16 protein-coding genes and 1 tRNA gene are annotated in these 16,593 nt (G+C 54.2%); 6 read left to right on the plus strand and 11 right to left on the minus strand.

The features are described 5' to 3' along the window. Window positions 1-60: 60 nt before the first annotated feature. The 7 genes from WJU16_RS12880 to rimP form a co-directional block, all read right to left on the minus strand. On the minus strand, window positions 61-564 hold the full coding sequence (locus tag WJU16_RS12880; protein ID WP_341833908.1) for a histidine phosphatase family protein: 504 nt from the start codon (window positions 562-564) through the stop codon (window positions 61-63). A gap of 183 nt (window positions 565-747) precedes the next feature. Further along, window positions 748-2,475 (minus strand): amidophosphoribosyltransferase, encoded by a 1,728-nt coding sequence (locus WJU16_RS12885; protein ID WP_341833909.1) that lies wholly within the window; start codon window positions 2,473-2,475, stop codon window positions 748-750. A 308-nt stretch (window positions 2,476-2,783) separates the two neighbouring features. Then, window positions 2,784-4,178 carry a peptidylprolyl isomerase gene (locus WJU16_RS12890; protein WP_341833910.1) on the minus strand — a complete coding sequence of 465 codons (1,395 nt, stop codon included), beginning with the start codon at window positions 4,176-4,178 and terminating at the stop codon, window positions 2,784-2,786. Window positions 4,179-4,297: 119 nt separating this feature from the next. After that, the gene (infB, locus tag WJU16_RS12895; RefSeq protein WP_341838666.1) at window positions 4,298-6,151 is read right to left on the minus strand and encodes a translation initiation factor IF-2; all 1,854 of its coding nucleotides are present in this window, start codon (window positions 6,149-6,151) and stop codon (window positions 4,298-4,300) included. After that, window positions 6,034-7,668 carry a hypothetical protein gene (locus tag WJU16_RS12900; RefSeq protein WP_341833911.1) on the minus strand — a complete coding sequence of 545 codons (1,635 nt, stop codon included), beginning with the start codon at window positions 7,666-7,668 and terminating at the stop codon, window positions 6,034-6,036. Before WJU16_RS12900 ends, infB begins: the two co-directional genes overlap by 118 nt. A gap of 127 nt (window positions 7,669-7,795) precedes the next feature. Further along, on the minus strand, window positions 7,796-9,043 hold the full coding sequence (gene nusA, locus WJU16_RS12905) for a transcription termination factor NusA (protein WP_298709093.1): 1,248 nt from the start codon (window positions 9,041-9,043) through the stop codon (window positions 7,796-7,798). A gap of 13 nt (window positions 9,044-9,056) precedes the next feature. Then, window positions 9,057-9,521 (minus strand): ribosome maturation factor, encoded by a 465-nt coding sequence (gene rimP, locus WJU16_RS12910; RefSeq protein WP_341833912.1) that lies wholly within the window; start codon window positions 9,519-9,521, stop codon window positions 9,057-9,059. A gap of 238 nt (window positions 9,522-9,759) precedes the next feature. Here rimP and WJU16_RS12915 point away from each other — a divergent pair, with 238 nt between their 5' ends. Genes WJU16_RS12915 through WJU16_RS12925 form a run of 3 tightly spaced genes read left to right on the plus strand, consistent with a single transcriptional unit; the run spans window position 9,760 to window position 10,661 of the window. Continuing rightward, window positions 9,760-9,981: a DUF2752 domain-containing protein gene (locus tag WJU16_RS12915; protein WP_341833913.1), complete on the plus strand. Its 222-nt coding sequence runs from the start codon at window positions 9,760-9,762 to the stop codon at window positions 9,979-9,981. Continuing rightward, the gene (locus WJU16_RS12920) at window positions 9,974-10,339 is read left to right on the plus strand and encodes a TM2 domain-containing protein (RefSeq protein ID WP_341833914.1); all 366 of its coding nucleotides are present in this window, start codon (window positions 9,974-9,976) and stop codon (window positions 10,337-10,339) included. Before WJU16_RS12915 ends, WJU16_RS12920 begins: the two co-directional genes overlap by 8 nt. Window positions 10,340-10,388: 49 nt before the next feature. Then, window positions 10,389-10,661: a DUF4834 family protein gene (locus tag WJU16_RS12925; RefSeq protein WP_341833915.1), complete on the plus strand. Its 273-nt coding sequence runs from the start codon at window positions 10,389-10,391 to the stop codon at window positions 10,659-10,661. A gap of 3 nt (window positions 10,662-10,664) precedes the next feature. Here the strand turns inward: WJU16_RS12925 and WJU16_RS12930 are convergent, their stop codons facing one another. Beyond that, window positions 10,665-11,288, minus strand: a complete 624-nt coding sequence (locus WJU16_RS12930; RefSeq protein ID WP_341833916.1) for an HAD family phosphatase — start codon at window positions 11,286-11,288, stop codon at window positions 10,665-10,667. 130 nt (window positions 11,289-11,418) lie between these two features. Here WJU16_RS12930 and WJU16_RS12935 point away from each other — a divergent pair. Continuing rightward, window positions 11,419-11,492, plus strand: a tRNA-Ile gene (locus WJU16_RS12935). Between the two features lie 56 nt (window positions 11,493-11,548). Here WJU16_RS12935 and WJU16_RS12940 read toward each other — a convergent pair. Next, window positions 11,549-12,004, minus strand: a complete 456-nt coding sequence (locus tag WJU16_RS12940; protein WP_341833917.1) for a hypothetical protein — start codon at window positions 12,002-12,004, stop codon at window positions 11,549-11,551. Window positions 12,005-12,424: 420 nt separating this feature from the next. Here WJU16_RS12940 and WJU16_RS12945 point away from each other — a divergent pair, with 420 nt between their 5' ends. Beyond that, window positions 12,425-13,321 (plus strand): mechanosensitive ion channel family protein, encoded by an 897-nt coding sequence (locus WJU16_RS12945; RefSeq protein WP_341833918.1) that lies wholly within the window; start codon window positions 12,425-12,427, stop codon window positions 13,319-13,321. Further along, on the plus strand, window positions 13,255-13,491 hold the full coding sequence (locus WJU16_RS12950; protein WP_341833919.1) for a hypothetical protein: 237 nt from the start codon (window positions 13,255-13,257) through the stop codon (window positions 13,489-13,491). Before WJU16_RS12945 ends, WJU16_RS12950 begins: the two co-directional genes overlap by 67 nt. 57 nt (window positions 13,492-13,548) lie before the next feature. Here WJU16_RS12950 and lpdA read toward each other — a convergent pair whose 3' ends face one another. Both lpdA and WJU16_RS12960 read right to left on the minus strand, forming a co-directional pair. After that, window positions 13,549-14,955, minus strand: a complete 1,407-nt coding sequence (gene lpdA, locus WJU16_RS12955; protein WP_341833920.1) for a dihydrolipoyl dehydrogenase — start codon at window positions 14,953-14,955, stop codon at window positions 13,549-13,551. 95 nt (window positions 14,956-15,050) lie between these two features. Beyond that, on the minus strand, window positions 15,051-16,538 hold the full coding sequence (locus WJU16_RS12960) for an arylsulfatase (protein WP_341833921.1): 1,488 nt from the start codon (window positions 16,536-16,538) through the stop codon (window positions 15,051-15,053). Window positions 16,539-16,593: the final 55 nt, after the last annotated feature.

A 16,593-nucleotide genomic window follows, 5' to 3' on the forward strand; every position in this document is an offset into this window, starting at 1 on the left:
GCATTGATACAAAATTAGGAAAATAAAGATGTGTCAATTTTGCAGGAAGCGGATGGGGTACTATATCGCTTCCTCGCTTTTGGGATAGTCGAAAAAAAGGAATTTTTTGTCGGCGCGATCGAAATCCTCCCACTTTTCGGTGTTGGCGGAGATAGCAAAAACTCCTGCCGTGGGAACATTGTCAATGCGGATTTCTTCGGTGAGATAATTCGCGAAATCTGTGATGCCAGGGTTGTGGGCGAAGATGGCAACGGTACTGAAATCGTCGTCGATGCGGGTGATGACCTTCAAAAAAGTGGAGGCATAGCAGAGGTACAGCTCTTCTTCGAGCAGGATGGCCTCCCGCGGATAATTCCACTCTTTAGCCATGATGCGGGCAGTGGAGCGCGCCCGTTTGGCAGGACTGGAAATGACCAGCTCGGGCGACAACCCGCGGCCCAACAGCCTGATCGCCATTTCAGGCGCATTCTGTTTGCCGCGTTTGTTTAGGGGCCGGTCAAAATCGTCCTGGTCCGGGTCGTTCCAGCTGGATTTCGCGTGACGGATCAATAACAATGTTTTCATTGACATTGTAAGTAATTGACTACAAACACTTTTCCTAAAATACGTGTTTTTGGCACAAAACACGCCATTTAAAGGAAATTTAACAATGGCGCCCACGGAAAAGGACACACGAATGCCCTGAAAATCAACGGGCCGGAACGCGAAATGCGTTCCGGCCCGTTGGAAGTATCGCTGAGGGAAATATTAATACCCCCTTTCGTTCTTGCCTTCCATGTAATTCATGAACGCCTTGTTTACCACGCGGTTACCACCGGGAGTGGGGTAGTCGCCGGTAAAGTACCAGTCGCCGAGGTTGCTCGGGCAGCTCGCATGCAGGCTTTCGATGTTCTGGTAAATCACTTCCACTTTCGCTTCAATGCCGGGCGGGGTGATGATTTCGGCGATTTTCGCGGAAATCTGCTCGGGCGTAAATGGTTTGTAAACATTTTTTACCACGTTCTGCGCGTTCAGGGTATTGGTGCGCTCCAGCTCTTTGGCCAGGCCGTAAGCTTCCTGCAGGATGTATTCCTTGCCCTGCTCCCGGATCAGCGCGATGGCCGCCTGGAAGGCCACAAACTCGCCCATCTTGCTCATATCGATGCCATAGCAGTCCGGGTAGCGGATTTGCGGGGCGGACGACATCACGATGATGCGTTTGGGACCGAGGCGGTCCAGCATTTTGATGATGCTTTCGCGGAGGGTGGTACCCCGTACGATGGAGTCGTCGATCACTACCAGCGTGTCGGTGCCGGGGCGGACGGTTCCGTAAGTGATATCGTAAACGTGCTGCACCATCTCGTTGCGGCTGGAATCTTCCGTGATGAAGGTCCGCATCTTCACGTCTTTGATGGCGATTTTATCGATCCGGACGCGGCGGTTAACCATTTCGGTCAGCTTTTCTTCATCGAAATCTTTGCCCCAGCTCATAATCCTTTCCACCTTGATGCGGTTGAGGTAGTCTTCCAGCCCTTTGATCAGGCCGTAGAACGCGACTTCCGCCGTGTTGGGGATGAAAGAGAAGATGGTATTGCGAAGGTCGTTGTCGATGGCTTTGAGTACGGTTTCGGAGAGGTGGTAGCCCAGTGCGTGGCGCTCTTTGTAGATCTTCTCGTCGTTTCCGCGGGAGAAGTAGATCCGTTCGAAGGAGCAGGCGCGGCGTTCGCGGGCCGGGATGATCTCTTCAATGGAGTATTCGCCGTTTTCCTTCACGATCAGTGCGTTGCCGGGCATGAGCTCCATCACTTCGTTCTCGCCTACGTTGAAGGTGGTGCGGATGGCCGCGCGCTCAGAGGCGGTCACGATCACGTCTTCGTTGACATAGTAATAAGAAGGACGAATCCCGTGGGGATCGCGGATCACGAAGGAATCGCCGGAGCCGATGAGGCCGCCTACATGATAACCGCCGTCGAACATGGAGAACGCCTGCTTGAGGATATTCTTCACGTCCAGCCCGTTTTGCCGCGCTTCGTCTTCCTTGCAAAGGAAATGGTGTACCACTTCGAGCATGGCGGCGAGGTCGCTGTTTTTGTGCTTGTCGCCAGGAGAAACTTTTGTGAAACTGAATAGCTCGTCCACATTCACCAGGTTGAAGTTACCAGCCATGGTGAGGTTTCGGGCGGGGATGGTGTTATATCTTACGAAGGGATGGCAAAGTTCTACGTCATTTTTGCCCTGGGTGGCGTAGCGGAGATGCCCCAGCAGCAGTTCGCCCAGGAAGCGGACGTGCCCTTTCATGAGGCCCGGGTAGCGGGTGATCTCAGGCTGGTACTTTTCGATCTCTGCAATTTCGTCGCGGACTTTCCCGAAAACATCGCCGATGGGTTGCGGCTGCGCGCTCCGGATGCGGTGCATGAAAGGCACCCCGGGCTCGGTGTGTAATTTTACAGTGGCCAGGCCTGCGCCGTCTTGCCCACGGTTGTGCTGTTTTTCCATGAGAAGGTACAGCTTATTCAGCCCGTAGAAAACCGTTCCGTATTTCTGTTGATAATAACTGAATGGTTTTCTTAATCTTATGAATGCCAGGCCGCATTCATGCTTAATCGCATCACTCATGCTGTAAATTGAAGTCGCAAAGTTACGCTTAAATTTCCAAACGGCCGCATTCACCAAAATGCCCTTCCGGCGGGCGCGCCGGGGTAATTGGGATGGAAACGGGCCATGATAGCGCCATGCCGATTGCCGGTATAAAAAATCCCGGCACTGTTGGTGCCGGGATAGTATCATGATTTGCTGAAATCCATTTAATTGGAGGCCATAATATTGTTGGCGGCCGACCATTTGGACACGTTCTCGCATTGTTTGTATTCGTCTTCCACATGCACATAGAAAGTCGGCACTTTGTCTACCAGCCATTTGGCCAGGGCGGTTGCCTGTTTTTCCTGGAGTGTGCGCTGCTGGATGCGGGAGTAATCGTCGCGAAGGTTTTCGCGGTGCGGCTCGGTACGTGTTTTCAGGTACACGAGGCGAACGCCTTTACGGCCTTGCTCGTCGGTAAATTCGATCGGTTTGGTAACGCCACCCGGTTTCAGGGAATCGATCAGCATTACGATGTCTTTGGTAGACGGGTCGTTCAGCTGGTCGATGGTGATGAAAGTACTGTTGGTCATCGGGTTGGTCAGCATACCGCCGCTGAACTTCGCCATGGGATCATCGCTGTATTTGGCTACGGCTTCCGCGAAGTTGGTCTTACCCGCGATAATGTTGGCGCGGATGGTGTCCAGCTTCTGGATGGCGTTCTTGATTTCGTTGGTCATTACGTTCGGCTTGAGGAGGATGTGCTGCACGGTCACGTTGTCGCCCGCGCGTTTCAGCATCTTGATCAGGTGGTAGCCAAACTGCGACTTCACAGGGTTGGACATTTCACCTTCGCGCAGCCGGAAGCTGGCGGAGAGGAATTCCGGATCCCAGTTTTTATCGTAACGGTTGAGGGGATAAACGCCATTGTTCTCGCGAACGGCGGGGTCTTCGGAGTAGAGGCTGGCATAGGTGCCGAATTCGCCCTCTTTCTTTTCAACCTTGCTGCGGATATCCATGAGCCTGTCGTACGCGTATTTGTCCATCTCGCGGCTTGCTTTGGGCAGGAGCACGAGCTGGCCGATTTCGAGTTCGGATTCGTAGAACGGCAGGCTGTCTTGCGGTATTTTTTCGAAATTGGTACGCACTTCTGTGGGTGTCACTTTCACGGAGTTCACGATCTTGTCGCGCATGGCTTTGGCGAGCATGTTCTCACGGATAGCGTCGCGGAAGCGTTCGCGGAGCTGGTAGATGGTGTAGCCAGTCACTTTCGTCATGTTCTCGCGGCCGTTGTAGCGCTGTTCGGCCCAACGGATCTGGGATTCGATACGGCCTTCCACGTCTGATTCGGAAATGGGAAGCGAGTCGCGCTCAGCCTGGAGTACCAGGATTTTCTGTGCGATAATCTGCTCGATGGCGGCGCAGGGCGCGTTGGCCGGTAATGGAACGCCTTCGAGGGCTTGCTGTTGCATATCCACCAGCGCCGACTCGATGTCGGACTGAAGGATGATCTTTTCACCCACCTTGGCAACTATCTTGTCGGCAATAATCTTTTTCTGCTGCGCCACGGCTACCTGGAAAAGGAACATGGCGGCGAAGGAAGATATGACAAATTTCTTCATATAAATGCTACTGTCTTCTCAAAGTAACTGATAAAAAATTAGCCGCACAAAGACGGCTAATCTATTTAACAAAAATTTCGGAATTGCGGCGGGTGTTGAGACCCGCCGCAACGGATGTTTTAGAGGGTACGTTTCACTTCCACTTCTTCGAAGCCTTCGACGATGTCGCCGACTTTGAGGTCGCTGTAGTTTTTGATGGAGAGACCGCATTCCATGCCGGAAACGACTTCTTTCACATCGTCTTTGTAACGTTTGAGCGACTGCAGTTCGCCTGTGTGCACCACGATACCGTCGCGTACCAGGTTTATGCGCGAATTGCGGAAGAGTTTGCCATCGAGTACGAAACAGCCTGCAACGGTAGCTTTGTCGAATTTGTAGGTTTCGCGGATTTCGACGTTCGCGGTAACCTTCTTCTCGATTTTCGGTTCCAGCATCCCTTCCATCGCGGATTTGAGCTCGTCGATGGCGTCGTAGATAATGGAGTACGTGCGGATTTCGATATTCTCTTTCTCGGCGAGGCGGGCTGCATTGAGCGACGGGCGCACCTGGAAGCCGATCACGAGAGCGTCGGAGGCGGTAGCCAGGAGTACGTCGGATTCGGTGATCTGACCTACGCCTTTGAGTACTACGCTGACAACGATTTCTTCTGTAGACAGTTTCTGCAGGGAGTCGGAGAGCGCTTCCACGGAACCGTCCACGTCGCCTTTGATGATGAGGTTCAGCTGCTTGAAGTTGCCAAGGGCAAGTCGGCGGCCGATCTCGTCGAGGGTGATGTGTTTCTTGGTGCGGATGCCCTGTTCGCGAACGATCTGGGCTCTGCGGTTGGCCAGATCCTTGGCTTCGGACTCGTCTTCGTACATGCGGAACTTCTCACCTGCCTGCGGGGCGCCGTTGAGGCCGAGGAGCTGCACGGGGGCGGAGGGGCCAACTTTCTCGACGCGTTGTCCGCGTTCGTTGAACATGGCCTTGATCTTACCGAAGTGCGCGCCGGACACGATGGTGTCGCCCTGGCTGAGGGAACCGTTCTGCACCAGCACCGTGGTTACGTAGCCGCGGCCCTTGTCGAGCGTGGCTTCGATCACCGTACCGGAAGCTTCGCGGTTCGGGTTGGCTTTCAGGTCGAGGAGCTCGGCTTCCAGCAGGATTTTCTCCAGCAGGATGTCGATATTCATACCGCTTTTGGCGGAGATTTCCTGGCTTTGGAATTTACCGCCCCAGTCTTCCACGAGGAGGTTCATACCGGCGAGTTGTTCCTTGATTTTTTCCGGGTTGGCGCCGTCTTTATCCACTTTGTTGATGGCGAATACCATCGGCAGGCCGGCGGCCTGGGAGTGGGAGATGGCCTCACGGGTCTGGGGCATGATGGCATCGTCTGCCGCGATCACGATCACGGCGATGTCAGCCACTTTTGCACCACGGGCACGCATCGCGGTAAACGCTTCGTGACCGGGAGTATCGAGGAAAGTTACTTTTTTGCCGGAAGCGGTGGTTACCTGGTAGGCACCGATGTGCTGGGTGATACCGCCGGCCTCGCCCGCAACTACGTTGGCGTTGCGGATATAGTCGAGCAGGGAGGTTTTACCGTGGTCTACGTGACCCATGATGGTCACGATGGGCGCGCGGGGTTCCAGATCTTCCGGAGCGTCTTCGATTTCGTCTTCATCGTCGTCGGTTGCGTCGTCGATACCGATGAATTCCACTTCATAACCGAATTCTCCGGCTACGAGCTCGATTACTTCGGCGTCGAGGCGTTGGTTGATGGACACCATGATACCGAGGCCCATACATTTCGAGATCACTTCGGCGAAGGAAACGTCCATGAGGTTGGCGAGCTCGCTCACGGAGAGGAATTCGGTTACCTGCAGCTTGTTGCCGTCGGCCATGTTCTGGGCTTCGCGTTCGGCCATTTCGTGGCGTTTGTCGCGGCGGCGGCTGGCCTTGGTGGATTTCCCACCGCGGGTGTTGCCACCCAGTTTGGCCATGGTTTCCTTGATTTTATTCTGGATCTCGTTTTTATCGATTTCACGGTCTTGCGGTCCGCGGGGGCACCCTGGCCGAAGTTGCCCTGGCCGGGGCGGGGGTTGCGGTTATTGGGTCCGCGGTTGCCTTGATGGCCTCCGGGCCCTCTGTTGCCCTGGTGCCCGCCGGGTCCACGGTTGCCCTGGGGGCCTCCGGGTCCGCGGTTGCCTTGCTGGCCGCCGTGTTGTCCGGGGCCGCGTTGGCCGGGGCCTCCGGGTCCGCGGTTACCTTGCTGGGTGCCGTGTTGGCCGCCGCCGTGCTGGCCGGGGCCGCGGTTGCCCTGGGCGCCTTCGCGGGCGAATTCGCCGGGTTTGATGGGCTCGGGTTTCTTTTCTACGACGATACGTTTGCGTTTACGTTTTTCGTCTTTATTGAAGCCTTTGTTATCGCGGCGGTCCTGGGACACGGGGAGATCGATTTTACCGATCACTTTAGGTCCGGAGAGGCGTGTAGCCTGAATATTTTCGATCACGGAGGGTCCTGCGTCGTCGCCGGAAGCGTCGCTGGCTGCGGGGGAAGCGGGAGCTTCGGGGGCAGCGGGTGCAGGAGTCTGCGCGGCGGGGGCTGCGGTTTCTTCCTTGGCGGCGGGTTTGGGTTCCGGTTTCGGTTCTTGTTTAGGTTCGGGTTTAGGTTCCGGTTTCACTTCCGCTGCGGGCTTTTCGGGCTGCGGGGCGGGTTGTGGCGCCGGGGTATCTTCCTTCACGGTTTTGGATTCGGCTTTGGGCTCGGGAGCGGGCTGCGGCTTGGGTTCAGGTTTGGCTTCTGCGGCAGGTTTGGGCTCCTGGGGAGCGGGGGCCGGCTTATCTTCTTCCGTTTCGGGTTTGGCTGTTTTCTTACGGTTGGCGGGATTAAGCGCGTCCAGATCGATGGTACCCATGATGCGGGGGCCATTGATCTTGGGGGATTCGGGTTTCACGACCTCTTCCTCTTTGGCTGCGGCTTTAGGCTCGGGCGCCGTCTCCTTTTTCGGCTCGGGGGCCGGTTCGGGTTTGGGCTCGGGTTTGGCTTCGGCGGCCGGTTGGGGCTGGGGGGCGGGAGCCGGTTCAGGCTGTGGCGCAGGCTGTTCCGTACGGGCCTCGGGCTGGGGGGCCGCTTTGGGGGCGGGTTCCGGCTCGGGGACAGGTTCCGGTTTGGCGGCGGGCGCTTCCTCCTTCTTTTTGGTTACGGCATCCGCTTCCTCCTTTTTCTTCGCTGCCAGCTCTGCTTCTTCCTTCTCCTTCTTCTTGGCTGCGTCTAACACCGTTCCTTTCGGCAAAGCGATCTGGTCGCTTTTTCGCTTGTTGGCCTTATCCTGTTGGAACTCATTCTGGAGCGCATGGTACATCTGGGCAGTGAGACGGGCGTTGGGAGAACCGAATCCATCCATATCATAGCCTTTACCGGCTAGGAAATCGATCAGCGTTTCCTTGCCAATGTTGAATTCCTTGGCTGCGGCCAGCAATCTCGGTGTGTTGTTTGTTACTTCAGGCATATCGTTTTCTCGTCCTTCCCGTTTAATCCCCACCAACCGGCGGAGCAAATCTTTTAACATTTTAACAATAACTCAAATATCTCTGCAATCAAAAAAGCCAACCCTATGGGAAGGGGTAGCGGAAGGCTTATTCTTTTTCAAATTCTTCCTGGAGAATCCTTCTCACTTCTGTTACGGTCTCCTCTTCGAGGTCGGAGCGGCGTACCAGTTCTTCCGAAGTCAGATCCAGGACGGAGCGGGCTGTATCGCAACCGATTCTTTTCAGTTCGTCGATTACCCAGGCTTCGATTTCGTCTGCGAATTCTTCCAGGTCGATGTCGAATTCGGTTTGTTCCTGTTCTTCATCGCGGAACACATCGATTTCGTAGCCGGTCAGTTCGCAGGCCAGTTTAATGTTCACGCCTTTTTTACCGATGGCCAGTGATACCTGGTCGGGTTTGAGGTAAACGGAGGCGTACTTGTTATCATTATCCACTTCCATCCGGCTGATGCGGGCGGGCGTGAGTGCGCGCTGGATCAGGAGCTGAATGTTTGCGGTATAGTTGATGATGTCAATGTTCTCGTTGCGGAGTTCACGTACGATGCCGTGAATCCGGCTTCCTTTCATACCCACGCAGGCGCCTACGGGGTCGATACGGTCGTCATAGGATTCCACGGCAACTTTGGCTCTTTCGCCGGGCTCGCGCACGATCTTTTTGATCACGATTAGGCCGTCGAAGATTTCCGGCACCTCGATTTCGAGGAGTTTGGCCAGGAAGGAGGGATGTGTTCTGGAAAGGATGATCAGCGGGGAGTTATTTTTCAGCTCCACTTTCTTCACGACTGCTCTCACGTTCTCACCTTTCTTGAAATAATCCGTCGGTATCTGCTCGGATTTAGGCAATATTAGTTCATTCCCTTCATCATCCAATAATAAAACTTCTTTTTTCCACACCTGGTAAACTTCCCCGGTTACGATCTCGCCTACGCGGTCGCCGTATTTCTTCACCAGGATGTTCTTTTTCAGGTCGCCGATGCGGGCGGTCAGCGTTTGCTTCGCTGCCAGGATGGCGCGGCGCCCGAAATCCAGGATTTCCACTTCTTCATACAAATCTTCCCCCACCTGGTAGTCGGGCTCGATCAGAATGGCTTCGGAATAAGCCACCTGCGCATTCTCGTCCTCTACCGTTCCATCTTCCACGATGGTGCGGCGGCGAAGAATCTCCAGGTCACCTTTCTCAGTATTTACAATCACGTCAAAGTTCTCATCTGAGCCATATTTCTTACGCAACAGGGTCTTAAACACGTCCTCCAACACCTTCATCAGCGTGGGCCGGTCGATGTTCTCGGCCTCCTTAAACTCGGTGAATGACTCAATCAGGTTAATACTAGCCATGTTATATATTATTTTAAAACACGATGCACACCTTTGTGTGCTTTATTTCTGTTAAATTGATGTTAGATATTCTGATTTCCTTTTTCTTACCGATCGTTTCTTCCAGCGTCAGCTCCGATTCGGTTGCCGCCGTCAGCTTGCCTTCCTTCACGGTACCATCCAGCAAAGTCACCTCCACTTTCCGGCCCACGTTCTTCACAAACTGCCGATGCGTCTTCAAAGGCTCATCAAGCCCCGGAGACGATACTTCCAGCGAAAAATCGTTGTCAGGAAAAAGGCCGGCGGCCTCCAGCTGGGGATACAACTGGCGGTTCAGCGACACCAGATTGGAGATCGACGCGCCGCTATCCGCATCCACGTAAACCTTCACATTGTTGGTAGGCTTAATCTTTATTTCAACCACGAAATATTCCGGCTTGTCCGCCAGCAGAGCGTCGAGAAATTCCCTGATGCGCGCTATCACTTGTTCGTTTGCCATACAAAATAGAAGAAGGGGACTCCCATCGTCCCCTTCATTTGAATCTTTATTCCGTTACAAAATTAGCATTTATTTTCATTTCAAAAAGTATTTCTTTCCCGCAAACCCAATACCAATCATATTACCAAACTTTGTAATTGGTAGTCCGCCGCATTTAACGTATCTTAGAAATCACATGATCTCCCGGATTCAACCAGAGCTCGCGATGTGGACCGCCGGCCTAGTTTTGCTCGCCTGTATGGACCCGCACGCAAACCTTCCCAGCCTTTGCTTCTGGCGCTGGATCGGTTTCGAAAGCTGTCCCGGTTGCGGCCTCGGCCACTCCGTTTCCCATCTCTTCCACGGCCACTGGCAGGAAAGCTGGGAGACGCACAAACTCGGCGCCCCGACCATCGCAGCTCTCCTCTGGCGGATCGGGCAACTCACTAAAATTCAAATTCACGCCTTCAGACATGGATAATTATTATTATGCCGCCCTGCCGGGCATCGACCAGGAAGAAATGGTCTGGCTGGAAGAGCTTACCAAAAAATTTGACGACGACACCCGGAAGAAATTTCTTTTCCTCTACCAGTCGCGCCGAAAAGACCCGCAAACCATCCTCATCACCTGCCTCCTTGGCCTCATCGGCCCCAACGGTATCCACCGCTTCCTGCTCGACCAGATCCTGATAGGTATCCTTTACGTGGTAACGCTCGGCTTTTGTTTTATCGGCACCATCATCGACGCCATCAACTACCGCCGCCTTACCTGGGAATACAACAAACAGGTTTCCCTGGAAGTGGCGGCCATGCTCAGCAGAACCTGGACCGATCGTTAAAGAAATCCTAAAAACTGGCAAAAAAGGGGGTATCTGCTATCTTTGCAGCATGTCTCTTTTAAAGTTGATTTTCTACATCCTCGCGGGATGGTTTTTATATAAACTGATTTTTCAATTTATCATTCCCGTATACCGCGGCACCAAACAGGTGCGCCGCCAGATGCAAGACATGCAGGACGCTATGCGCCAGCAGTACGAGCAGCAACGCCAACAGCAGCAGCAACAACAGACCGCCCAGCAACAGGTGCCTCCCCGGCCGCCGCAGGAGGCCGTCCGTAAGCGCGACGATGGCGACTATATCGATTTCGAGGAAATCAAATAATACTTATCCTTTTGGTTTGAAGATATCCAGGATGGTGGCGGGCGACTGCAGGTGGATCGACCTAATCCCCAGCTTTTGCGCCGCTTCCACATTCGGCAGCGTATCGTCGATGAACAAGGTATGCTCCGGCTTCAGCCCGTTCTGGTCCAGCACCATTTGCCAGGCTTCCGGTTCCGGCTTGCGGCAGCCCATGAGATGGGAATAGTACGTTTTATCGAAAAAAGCGGCCAGTGAGGGAATGCCGCGCTCCTTTTCCAGTATCTTGTTGAACGCCGCCAGGTGAATTGCGTTGGTATTGCTCAACAGGAACAGGTCGTACTGGTTCCGCAACTGCTGCAACAGCTGCAACCGCGCCACCGGGTAATCGAGCAGCATAGCGTTCCAGGCACCGATCACCTGTTCGTCAGTAACGCCTTCCGGCAGTACGCATTTCATCTTGTGGACGAACTCCGCTTCGGAGACGCGGCCTGTCTCCAGGTCATTAAACAGCGTGCTCACATGCGCCTGGGAGTAATGCTTCCCGAAGTCTTCGACGCCGAGGGCCTCGAATGCGCGCGCGGTACGGCTGATGTCGATATTGAGGATCACCCCGCCAAGGTCGAAAATGATATGTTTGATTCCTTGCATAGCAGGGCAAATGTACGCGACACCCCAAAAATTTGTGCCGGAATGCGGAAAAAATATTTACTTTTGCCATCCCCCGAAAAGCGGGTACCCAATAAAGTTTGTATATAAATTTTTGTCCTGACAAAGGACCGGTCCTATAGCTCAGTTGGTTAGAGCATCTGACTCATAATCAGGGGGTCCCTGGTTCAAGCCCAGGTGGGACCACCTCCACATCAAAAAAGCGCCGGCATGCCGGCGCTTTTTTATTTGAAACCATTTCATCACTGCGGACTCACCTTCCAGTCATTCCTGATCTTCAGTATCTTCCACAGGTACAGCGCCAGCAACACGATTTCCAGCCGGAAGCTCATCCTCCCGTAATTGAACATAATTATCATCACAGTTCCGCATAGCAGGATGCCCAGGATCCCGTCTGCAATCGCGAGGTCCACCGCCCATTTCTGCATACCCAACAAACCAATCGCTACTATTCCCTTGAACATGAACATGAGAATAATGATCAAACCTGTCAGAGAGAACCCGTCGTTTGTTTCAAGACCGAAAAATGCAAGACTGACGGGAATTTCCAATGCGGCCAGGAATAATGCCAGCACCGACATTGCCCCCATAAACACGAATATCCAACTGAAAATTTTAATCCGAAGCGGGAGCAACTTCCAGCGGGTGACAGATGGAACGTCAAACTCTTCGCCGAGTTGAGATACTTGTTCGTTCACAGGTAAAGGAATTTTTAAGTATGCTAAGATAATAATTCCGGCATGCAGTACCTCCAAATCCACACTTCGCCAATCATTTCAGCAGGATGATCACCTTTCCATTGCCGGACTGGAAGGATACCCTACCAGCTTCACATTCGATGTTTCCGCGTATCCCGCCGATGCGTCGATCTCGCTCGAAATCAGGGATGCCTGGAATTAAATATCTGATGGCCTTCCTGGGAAGGCCATCATTTTTTAACACGCTTTCCCTTGTCCTTCCCCCTCATTTCCCTATATTTGCCGGATACGCTTCAATCGATCAGATTGGCATAACTTATTTGCAGGACGGATATTTTCAGCAATGTCCCCTGCGCACCAAGCGGTAATATTCCTATTGCGGCCATTCGTAAACCGGTTTTCCACCACAAAAAGAAAGACATGGAAAATGTATTACACCAGACATGGGCAGGCAATTCCATTGCCTCCTGGATCACCGCATCCGTTATCATCCTTGTTTCCTTCCTCGCCATCCGCGTCCTCCGGTCCATCGTGCTGAAGAAACTCCGCCAGTGGACCTCCAACACCAAACGCACCTGGGACGATTTCATCATCCACCTTGCCGGCCGCACCATCGTACCCGCATTATACGTGCTCGCCGTATGGTCCGCACTGCAATCGCTCTCCCTTCACGAGAAACTCGGCAACGTCATCCGCGTGGCCTTCCTCGCAGCCATGACCTTCTTCGTGCTTCGCGGTATCAGCGCCCTCTTCCGCCGGTTCGTATTCAGCTACATCAAACGGCAGGACAACAGCGAAACCAAAGAAAAACAAGCCAACGGTCTCATCCTGATCGTCAATTTCTTCATCTGGACCCTCGGCATCCTGTCCCTCATCTCCAACCTGGGATACAACGTCACCACACTCATCGCCGGCCTCGGCATCGGCGGTATCGCCATCGCCCTCGCCGCCCAAACCATCCTGGGCGACCTCTTCAGCTATTTCGTCATCTTTTTCGACCGCCCCTTCGAAATCGGGGACTTCATCCTGGTCGACGATAAACTCGGCGTCATCGAATACATCGGCATCAAAACCACCCGTATCCGCACCCTCAACGGCGAACAACTCGTTTGCTCCAATACGGACCTCACCAATTCCCGCATTCACAATTACAAAAGAATGGAAAGAAGAAGGGTGGTGGCGCAGCTGCGGGTCACTTACCAAACTTCGGAAAAAACCTCTCCATCATCCCCGCGATCCTTCGCGGCGCCGTGGAAAGCCAGGACGAAGTACAGTTCGACCGCGCCCATTTCGCGGGATTCGGCGAATCGAGCCTGAATTTCGAACTGGTATATTACATCCTCAGCCCGGATTATGTGCTGTTCATGGACAAGCAGCAGGCCATCAACCTCGATATCTACGCCGCTTTCCGGAAAGAGGGCATCCACTTCGCGCACCCTACGCAAACGCTCTACCTGCGGCAAACGGCACCGCCGTCGCTGTCGTAACGCACATAAAAAACCGGCTTACCGGCCGGTTTTTTCCTTTTTATCGAAATGCGAAAATCAGAAGTTGATCGCCCCACGGCCGGATGCAGCCAGGTACGCGTCTTTGAGCGTTTCGGAGAACGTGGGGTGGGCGTAGGAAATCTTGCCCAGCTCCATGTCCGTCAGTTCGAATTCCATGGCAGTAACGGCCTGCGCGATGAGATCGGCCGCGCGGGCGCCGATGATATGCACGCCGAGGATTTCACCGTATTTGGGATCTGACAGCACTTTGGAAAAACCCTCGGTATCGTCCGACGCGCGGGCCCTGCCGCTCGCCATAAACGGGAATCTGCCTTTGTTGTAGGGAATATTTTTTTCTTTGAGCTGCTCTTCGGTGTACCCGACGCCCGCCACTTCCGGCCAGGTGTACACCACGGAAGGAATGCAATTGTAGTTGATGTGATGCGCTTTCCCGTGAATGGATTCGGCCGCCATCACGCCTTCATCTTCCGCTTTATGCGCCAGCATGGCGCCTTTCACGACGTCGCCGATGGCGTAGATGCCGGGCTCGGCGGTTTGCAGGTGGTCGTCGGTCAGGATGCGGCCGCGCTCGTCGGCTTTGACGCCGGTGTTTTCCAGCCCGAGGCCTTCGGTATACGGGCGGCGCCCCACCGCCACCAGGCAGTATTCGGCGGTAGCGGTAGCTTCTTTGCCGGAGGGGTCGGTGTAGGTTGTCGTTACTTCTTTCCCGTTATTGACGGCCCCTCTGACGGCGCAGCCGGTCAGTATTTCGATGCCCGATTTCGACAGGATCTTTTGCAGTTCCTTACCCAGTTCGCCATCCATCGTGGGGATGAGGCTTTTCGCGTACTCGAGGATCGTCACTTTTACGCCGATGCGATGGAAGATGGAAGCCATTTCCACCCCGATCACACCGCCGCCGATGATGGTCATCGTTTTGGGCATTTCTTGCAGGTAAAGCGCTTCGGTGGAAGTGATGATCCGTTGCTTGTCGATCGTGATGCCCGGCAGGGTGGAGGGTTTGGAGCCGGTGGCGATGATGATGTTCTTGCCAGTCAGTTCCACCATTTTGCCATCAGCCTGCTGAACGGTCACTTTTTTCCCTTTGCCGAGGGTTCCCATTCCGTAGAAGGTCTGGATTTTATTCTTTTTCATGAGGAAGACAAGCCCGTCGTTATTCTGCTTCACCACGCTGCGGTTACGCGTCACCATCTCCCCGAAATTGATTTCCGTTCCGCTTACGTGAATGCCCTGTTTGGCTACTTTGTGCAGTATGATATCGTAGTTCTCAGAGCTGTCGAGCATGGCTTTTGATGGGATGCAGCCCACATTGGTGCAGGTGCCCCCGAGCACGGGGTACTTCTCAATAATGGCGCATGTGCTGCCCAGCTGGGCGGCGCGGATGGCGGCGGTATAGCCGCCCGGCCCGGAACCGATGACAATAACATCGAAATTGTTCTCCATGGTTTTCGGTTTTGCGTTCAAATATTACAAACGAACGAATCTATTGTTTTACGCCAACCCCAACAATGGACAACTCCCGGCAACAAGCGTACAAATCACGGATAAAAAAAGGGCGCCCCCGGGAGGGCGCCCCACGCTGCGGCAGTCGTTTCCAACAGCGTTTGGTTATTTTTTCGCTTCCAGCAGGGGAATATGGGTGATTCCACATGTGCTTCGGCCATCTTTTCGCTCATCATTTTTGCGATCTCCGGGTGCGCCGCGGCGATGTTATGCTGTTCTGCCGGGTCTTTATCCAGGTCGTAAAGCTCCACTGTTGAACCGGGATCTTTTTTCACCTGGTAACGGACGCCTTTCCACTTCCCCATCCGCACCGCCTGGCGGCCGCCGCTTTCGTGGAATTCCCAGTACAGGTAATGGTGCTGGCGTTGGCGGCCTTTGCCTTTCAGCACCGGCAGGAACGAAATGCCGTCGGTGTACCGCGGCGCGGGGGCGCCGGTAATCTCCACGAAGGTAGGCAGTACATCCCAGAATGCGCCCAGGTGGTTCGATGTGGAACCCGCTTTTACCTTTCCGTTCCATTGCACGATGAAAGGCGTTTTGATGCCGCCTTCGTACAGGTCGCGCTTGAGGCCGCGCAGCCCGCCGTTGCTGTTAAAAAATTTGTGGTCGGCCCCGCCTTCGAAATGCGCGCCGTTGTCGCTCGTGAAAATGATGATGGTATTGTCGATCAGCTTCAGCTCGGTGAGCCTGGCAACAACCTGCCCTACGTATGCATCCATCCGCGAAACCATGCCCGCATAAGTAGCATGCGGCTTGTCGATGGAAGCATAGCCCGGCACCAACGCACCCGGACCGTAATCATTGCCCTTATGCGGCGTTTCCGGGAATTTGCCGTCGTACATCTTAAACCACTCATCCTCCGGCCCCTGCAATTCCGCATGCGGCAACACCACCGGGATGAACAGGAAAAACGGCCGGTCCTGGTTCTCCTCGATAAAAGCCAGCGCCTTCTGCTGGATCAGCTCGGGAGCGTAGTGTACTTTATGGCTGAGGTCGTTGCCTTCCAGGATCACTTTCTGGTTGTTGTCCCAAAGATGGGTGGGATAATAGCGGTGCGACTGGCGCTGGCAATTGTAGCCGAAAAAACGGTCGAACCCTTTCTTATCGGGCGCGCCGGACGTACCTACCATCCCTAGGCCCCACTTCCCGAAGGCTCCCGTCACATAGCCGGCCTGCTGCAAAAGCGTAGCCATGCTCTGGACCGTGTCGGCCAGCGGCTCCTGTCCTTCCGGCTGGATTTCCTTGTTGCCCCGCACGTACGTATGGCCCGTATGCTGCCCCGTGATGAGGCTGGAGCGGGAAGGCGCGCACACCGACGTGCCGGCATAAAATGAAGTGAAACGCATGCCGTTCCTGGCCATTTTGTCGATATGCGGGGTTTTGATTTTCTGTTGACCGTAGGCGCCGAGGTCGCCGTAGCCAAGATCATCGGCCAGGATGAAAACGATGTTGGGCTTACGCTGCTGCGCCATGCTGAAGGTTGCGATGAGCAGCAAACCGGCGGTCAGGAGGTGCTTTTTCATGTTGAAAAGATAGGAAAAGGCCGGTCAAACGCGTAACCGGCCATGGATTAATCAA

Origin of the sequence: Chitinophaga pollutisoli (assembly GCF_038396755.1) — a bacterium.
GTDB classification, from domain to species: domain Bacteria; phylum Bacteroidota; class Bacteroidia; order Chitinophagales; family Chitinophagaceae; genus Chitinophaga; species Chitinophaga pollutisoli.

Bases quoted from the DNA above. Each gene is read 5' to 3' on its own strand.
- WJU16_RS12890 (WP_341833910.1), bottom strand. From the start codon at position 4,178: ATGAAGAAATTTGTCATATCTTCCTTCGCCGCCATGTTCCTTTTCCAG.
- WJU16_RS12915 (WP_341833913.1), top strand. From the start codon at position 9,760: ATGGACCCGCACGCAAACCTTCCCAGCCTTTGCTTCTGGCGCTGGATC.
- WJU16_RS12920 (WP_341833914.1), top strand. From the start codon at position 9,974: ATGGATAATTATTATTATGCCGCCCTGCCGGGCATCGACCAGGAAGAA.
- rimP (WP_341833912.1), bottom strand. From the start codon at position 9,521: ATGGCAAACGAACAAGTGATAGCGCGCATCAGGGAATTTCTCGACGCT.
- WJU16_RS12960 (WP_341833921.1), bottom strand. From the start codon at position 16,538: ATGAAAAAGCACCTCCTGACCGCCGGTTTGCTGCTCATCGCAACCTTC.
- WJU16_RS12930 (WP_341833916.1), bottom strand. From the start codon at position 11,288: ATGCAAGGAATCAAACATATCATTTTCGACCTTGGCGGGGTGATCCTC.
- lpdA (WP_341833920.1), bottom strand. From the start codon at position 14,955: ATGGAGAACAATTTCGATGTTATTGTCATCGGTTCCGGGCCGGGCGGC.
- WJU16_RS12945 (WP_341833918.1), top strand. From the start codon at position 12,425: ATGGAAAATGTATTACACCAGACATGGGCAGGCAATTCCATTGCCTCC.
- WJU16_RS12900 (WP_341833911.1), bottom strand. From the start codon at position 7,668: ATGCCTGAAGTAACAAACAACACACCGAGATTGCTGGCCGCAGCCAAG.
- WJU16_RS12880 (WP_341833908.1), bottom strand. From the start codon at position 564: ATGAAAACATTGTTATTGATCCGTCACGCGAAATCCAGCTGGAACGAC.
- nusA (WP_298709093.1), bottom strand. From the start codon at position 9,043: ATGGCTAGTATTAACCTGATTGAGTCATTCACCGAGTTTAAGGAGGCC.
- WJU16_RS12925 (WP_341833915.1), top strand. From the start codon at position 10,389: ATGTCTCTTTTAAAGTTGATTTTCTACATCCTCGCGGGATGGTTTTTA.
- WJU16_RS12885 (WP_341833909.1), bottom strand. From the start codon at position 2,475: ATGGAAAAACAGCACAACCGTGGGCAAGACGGCGCAGGCCTGGCCACT.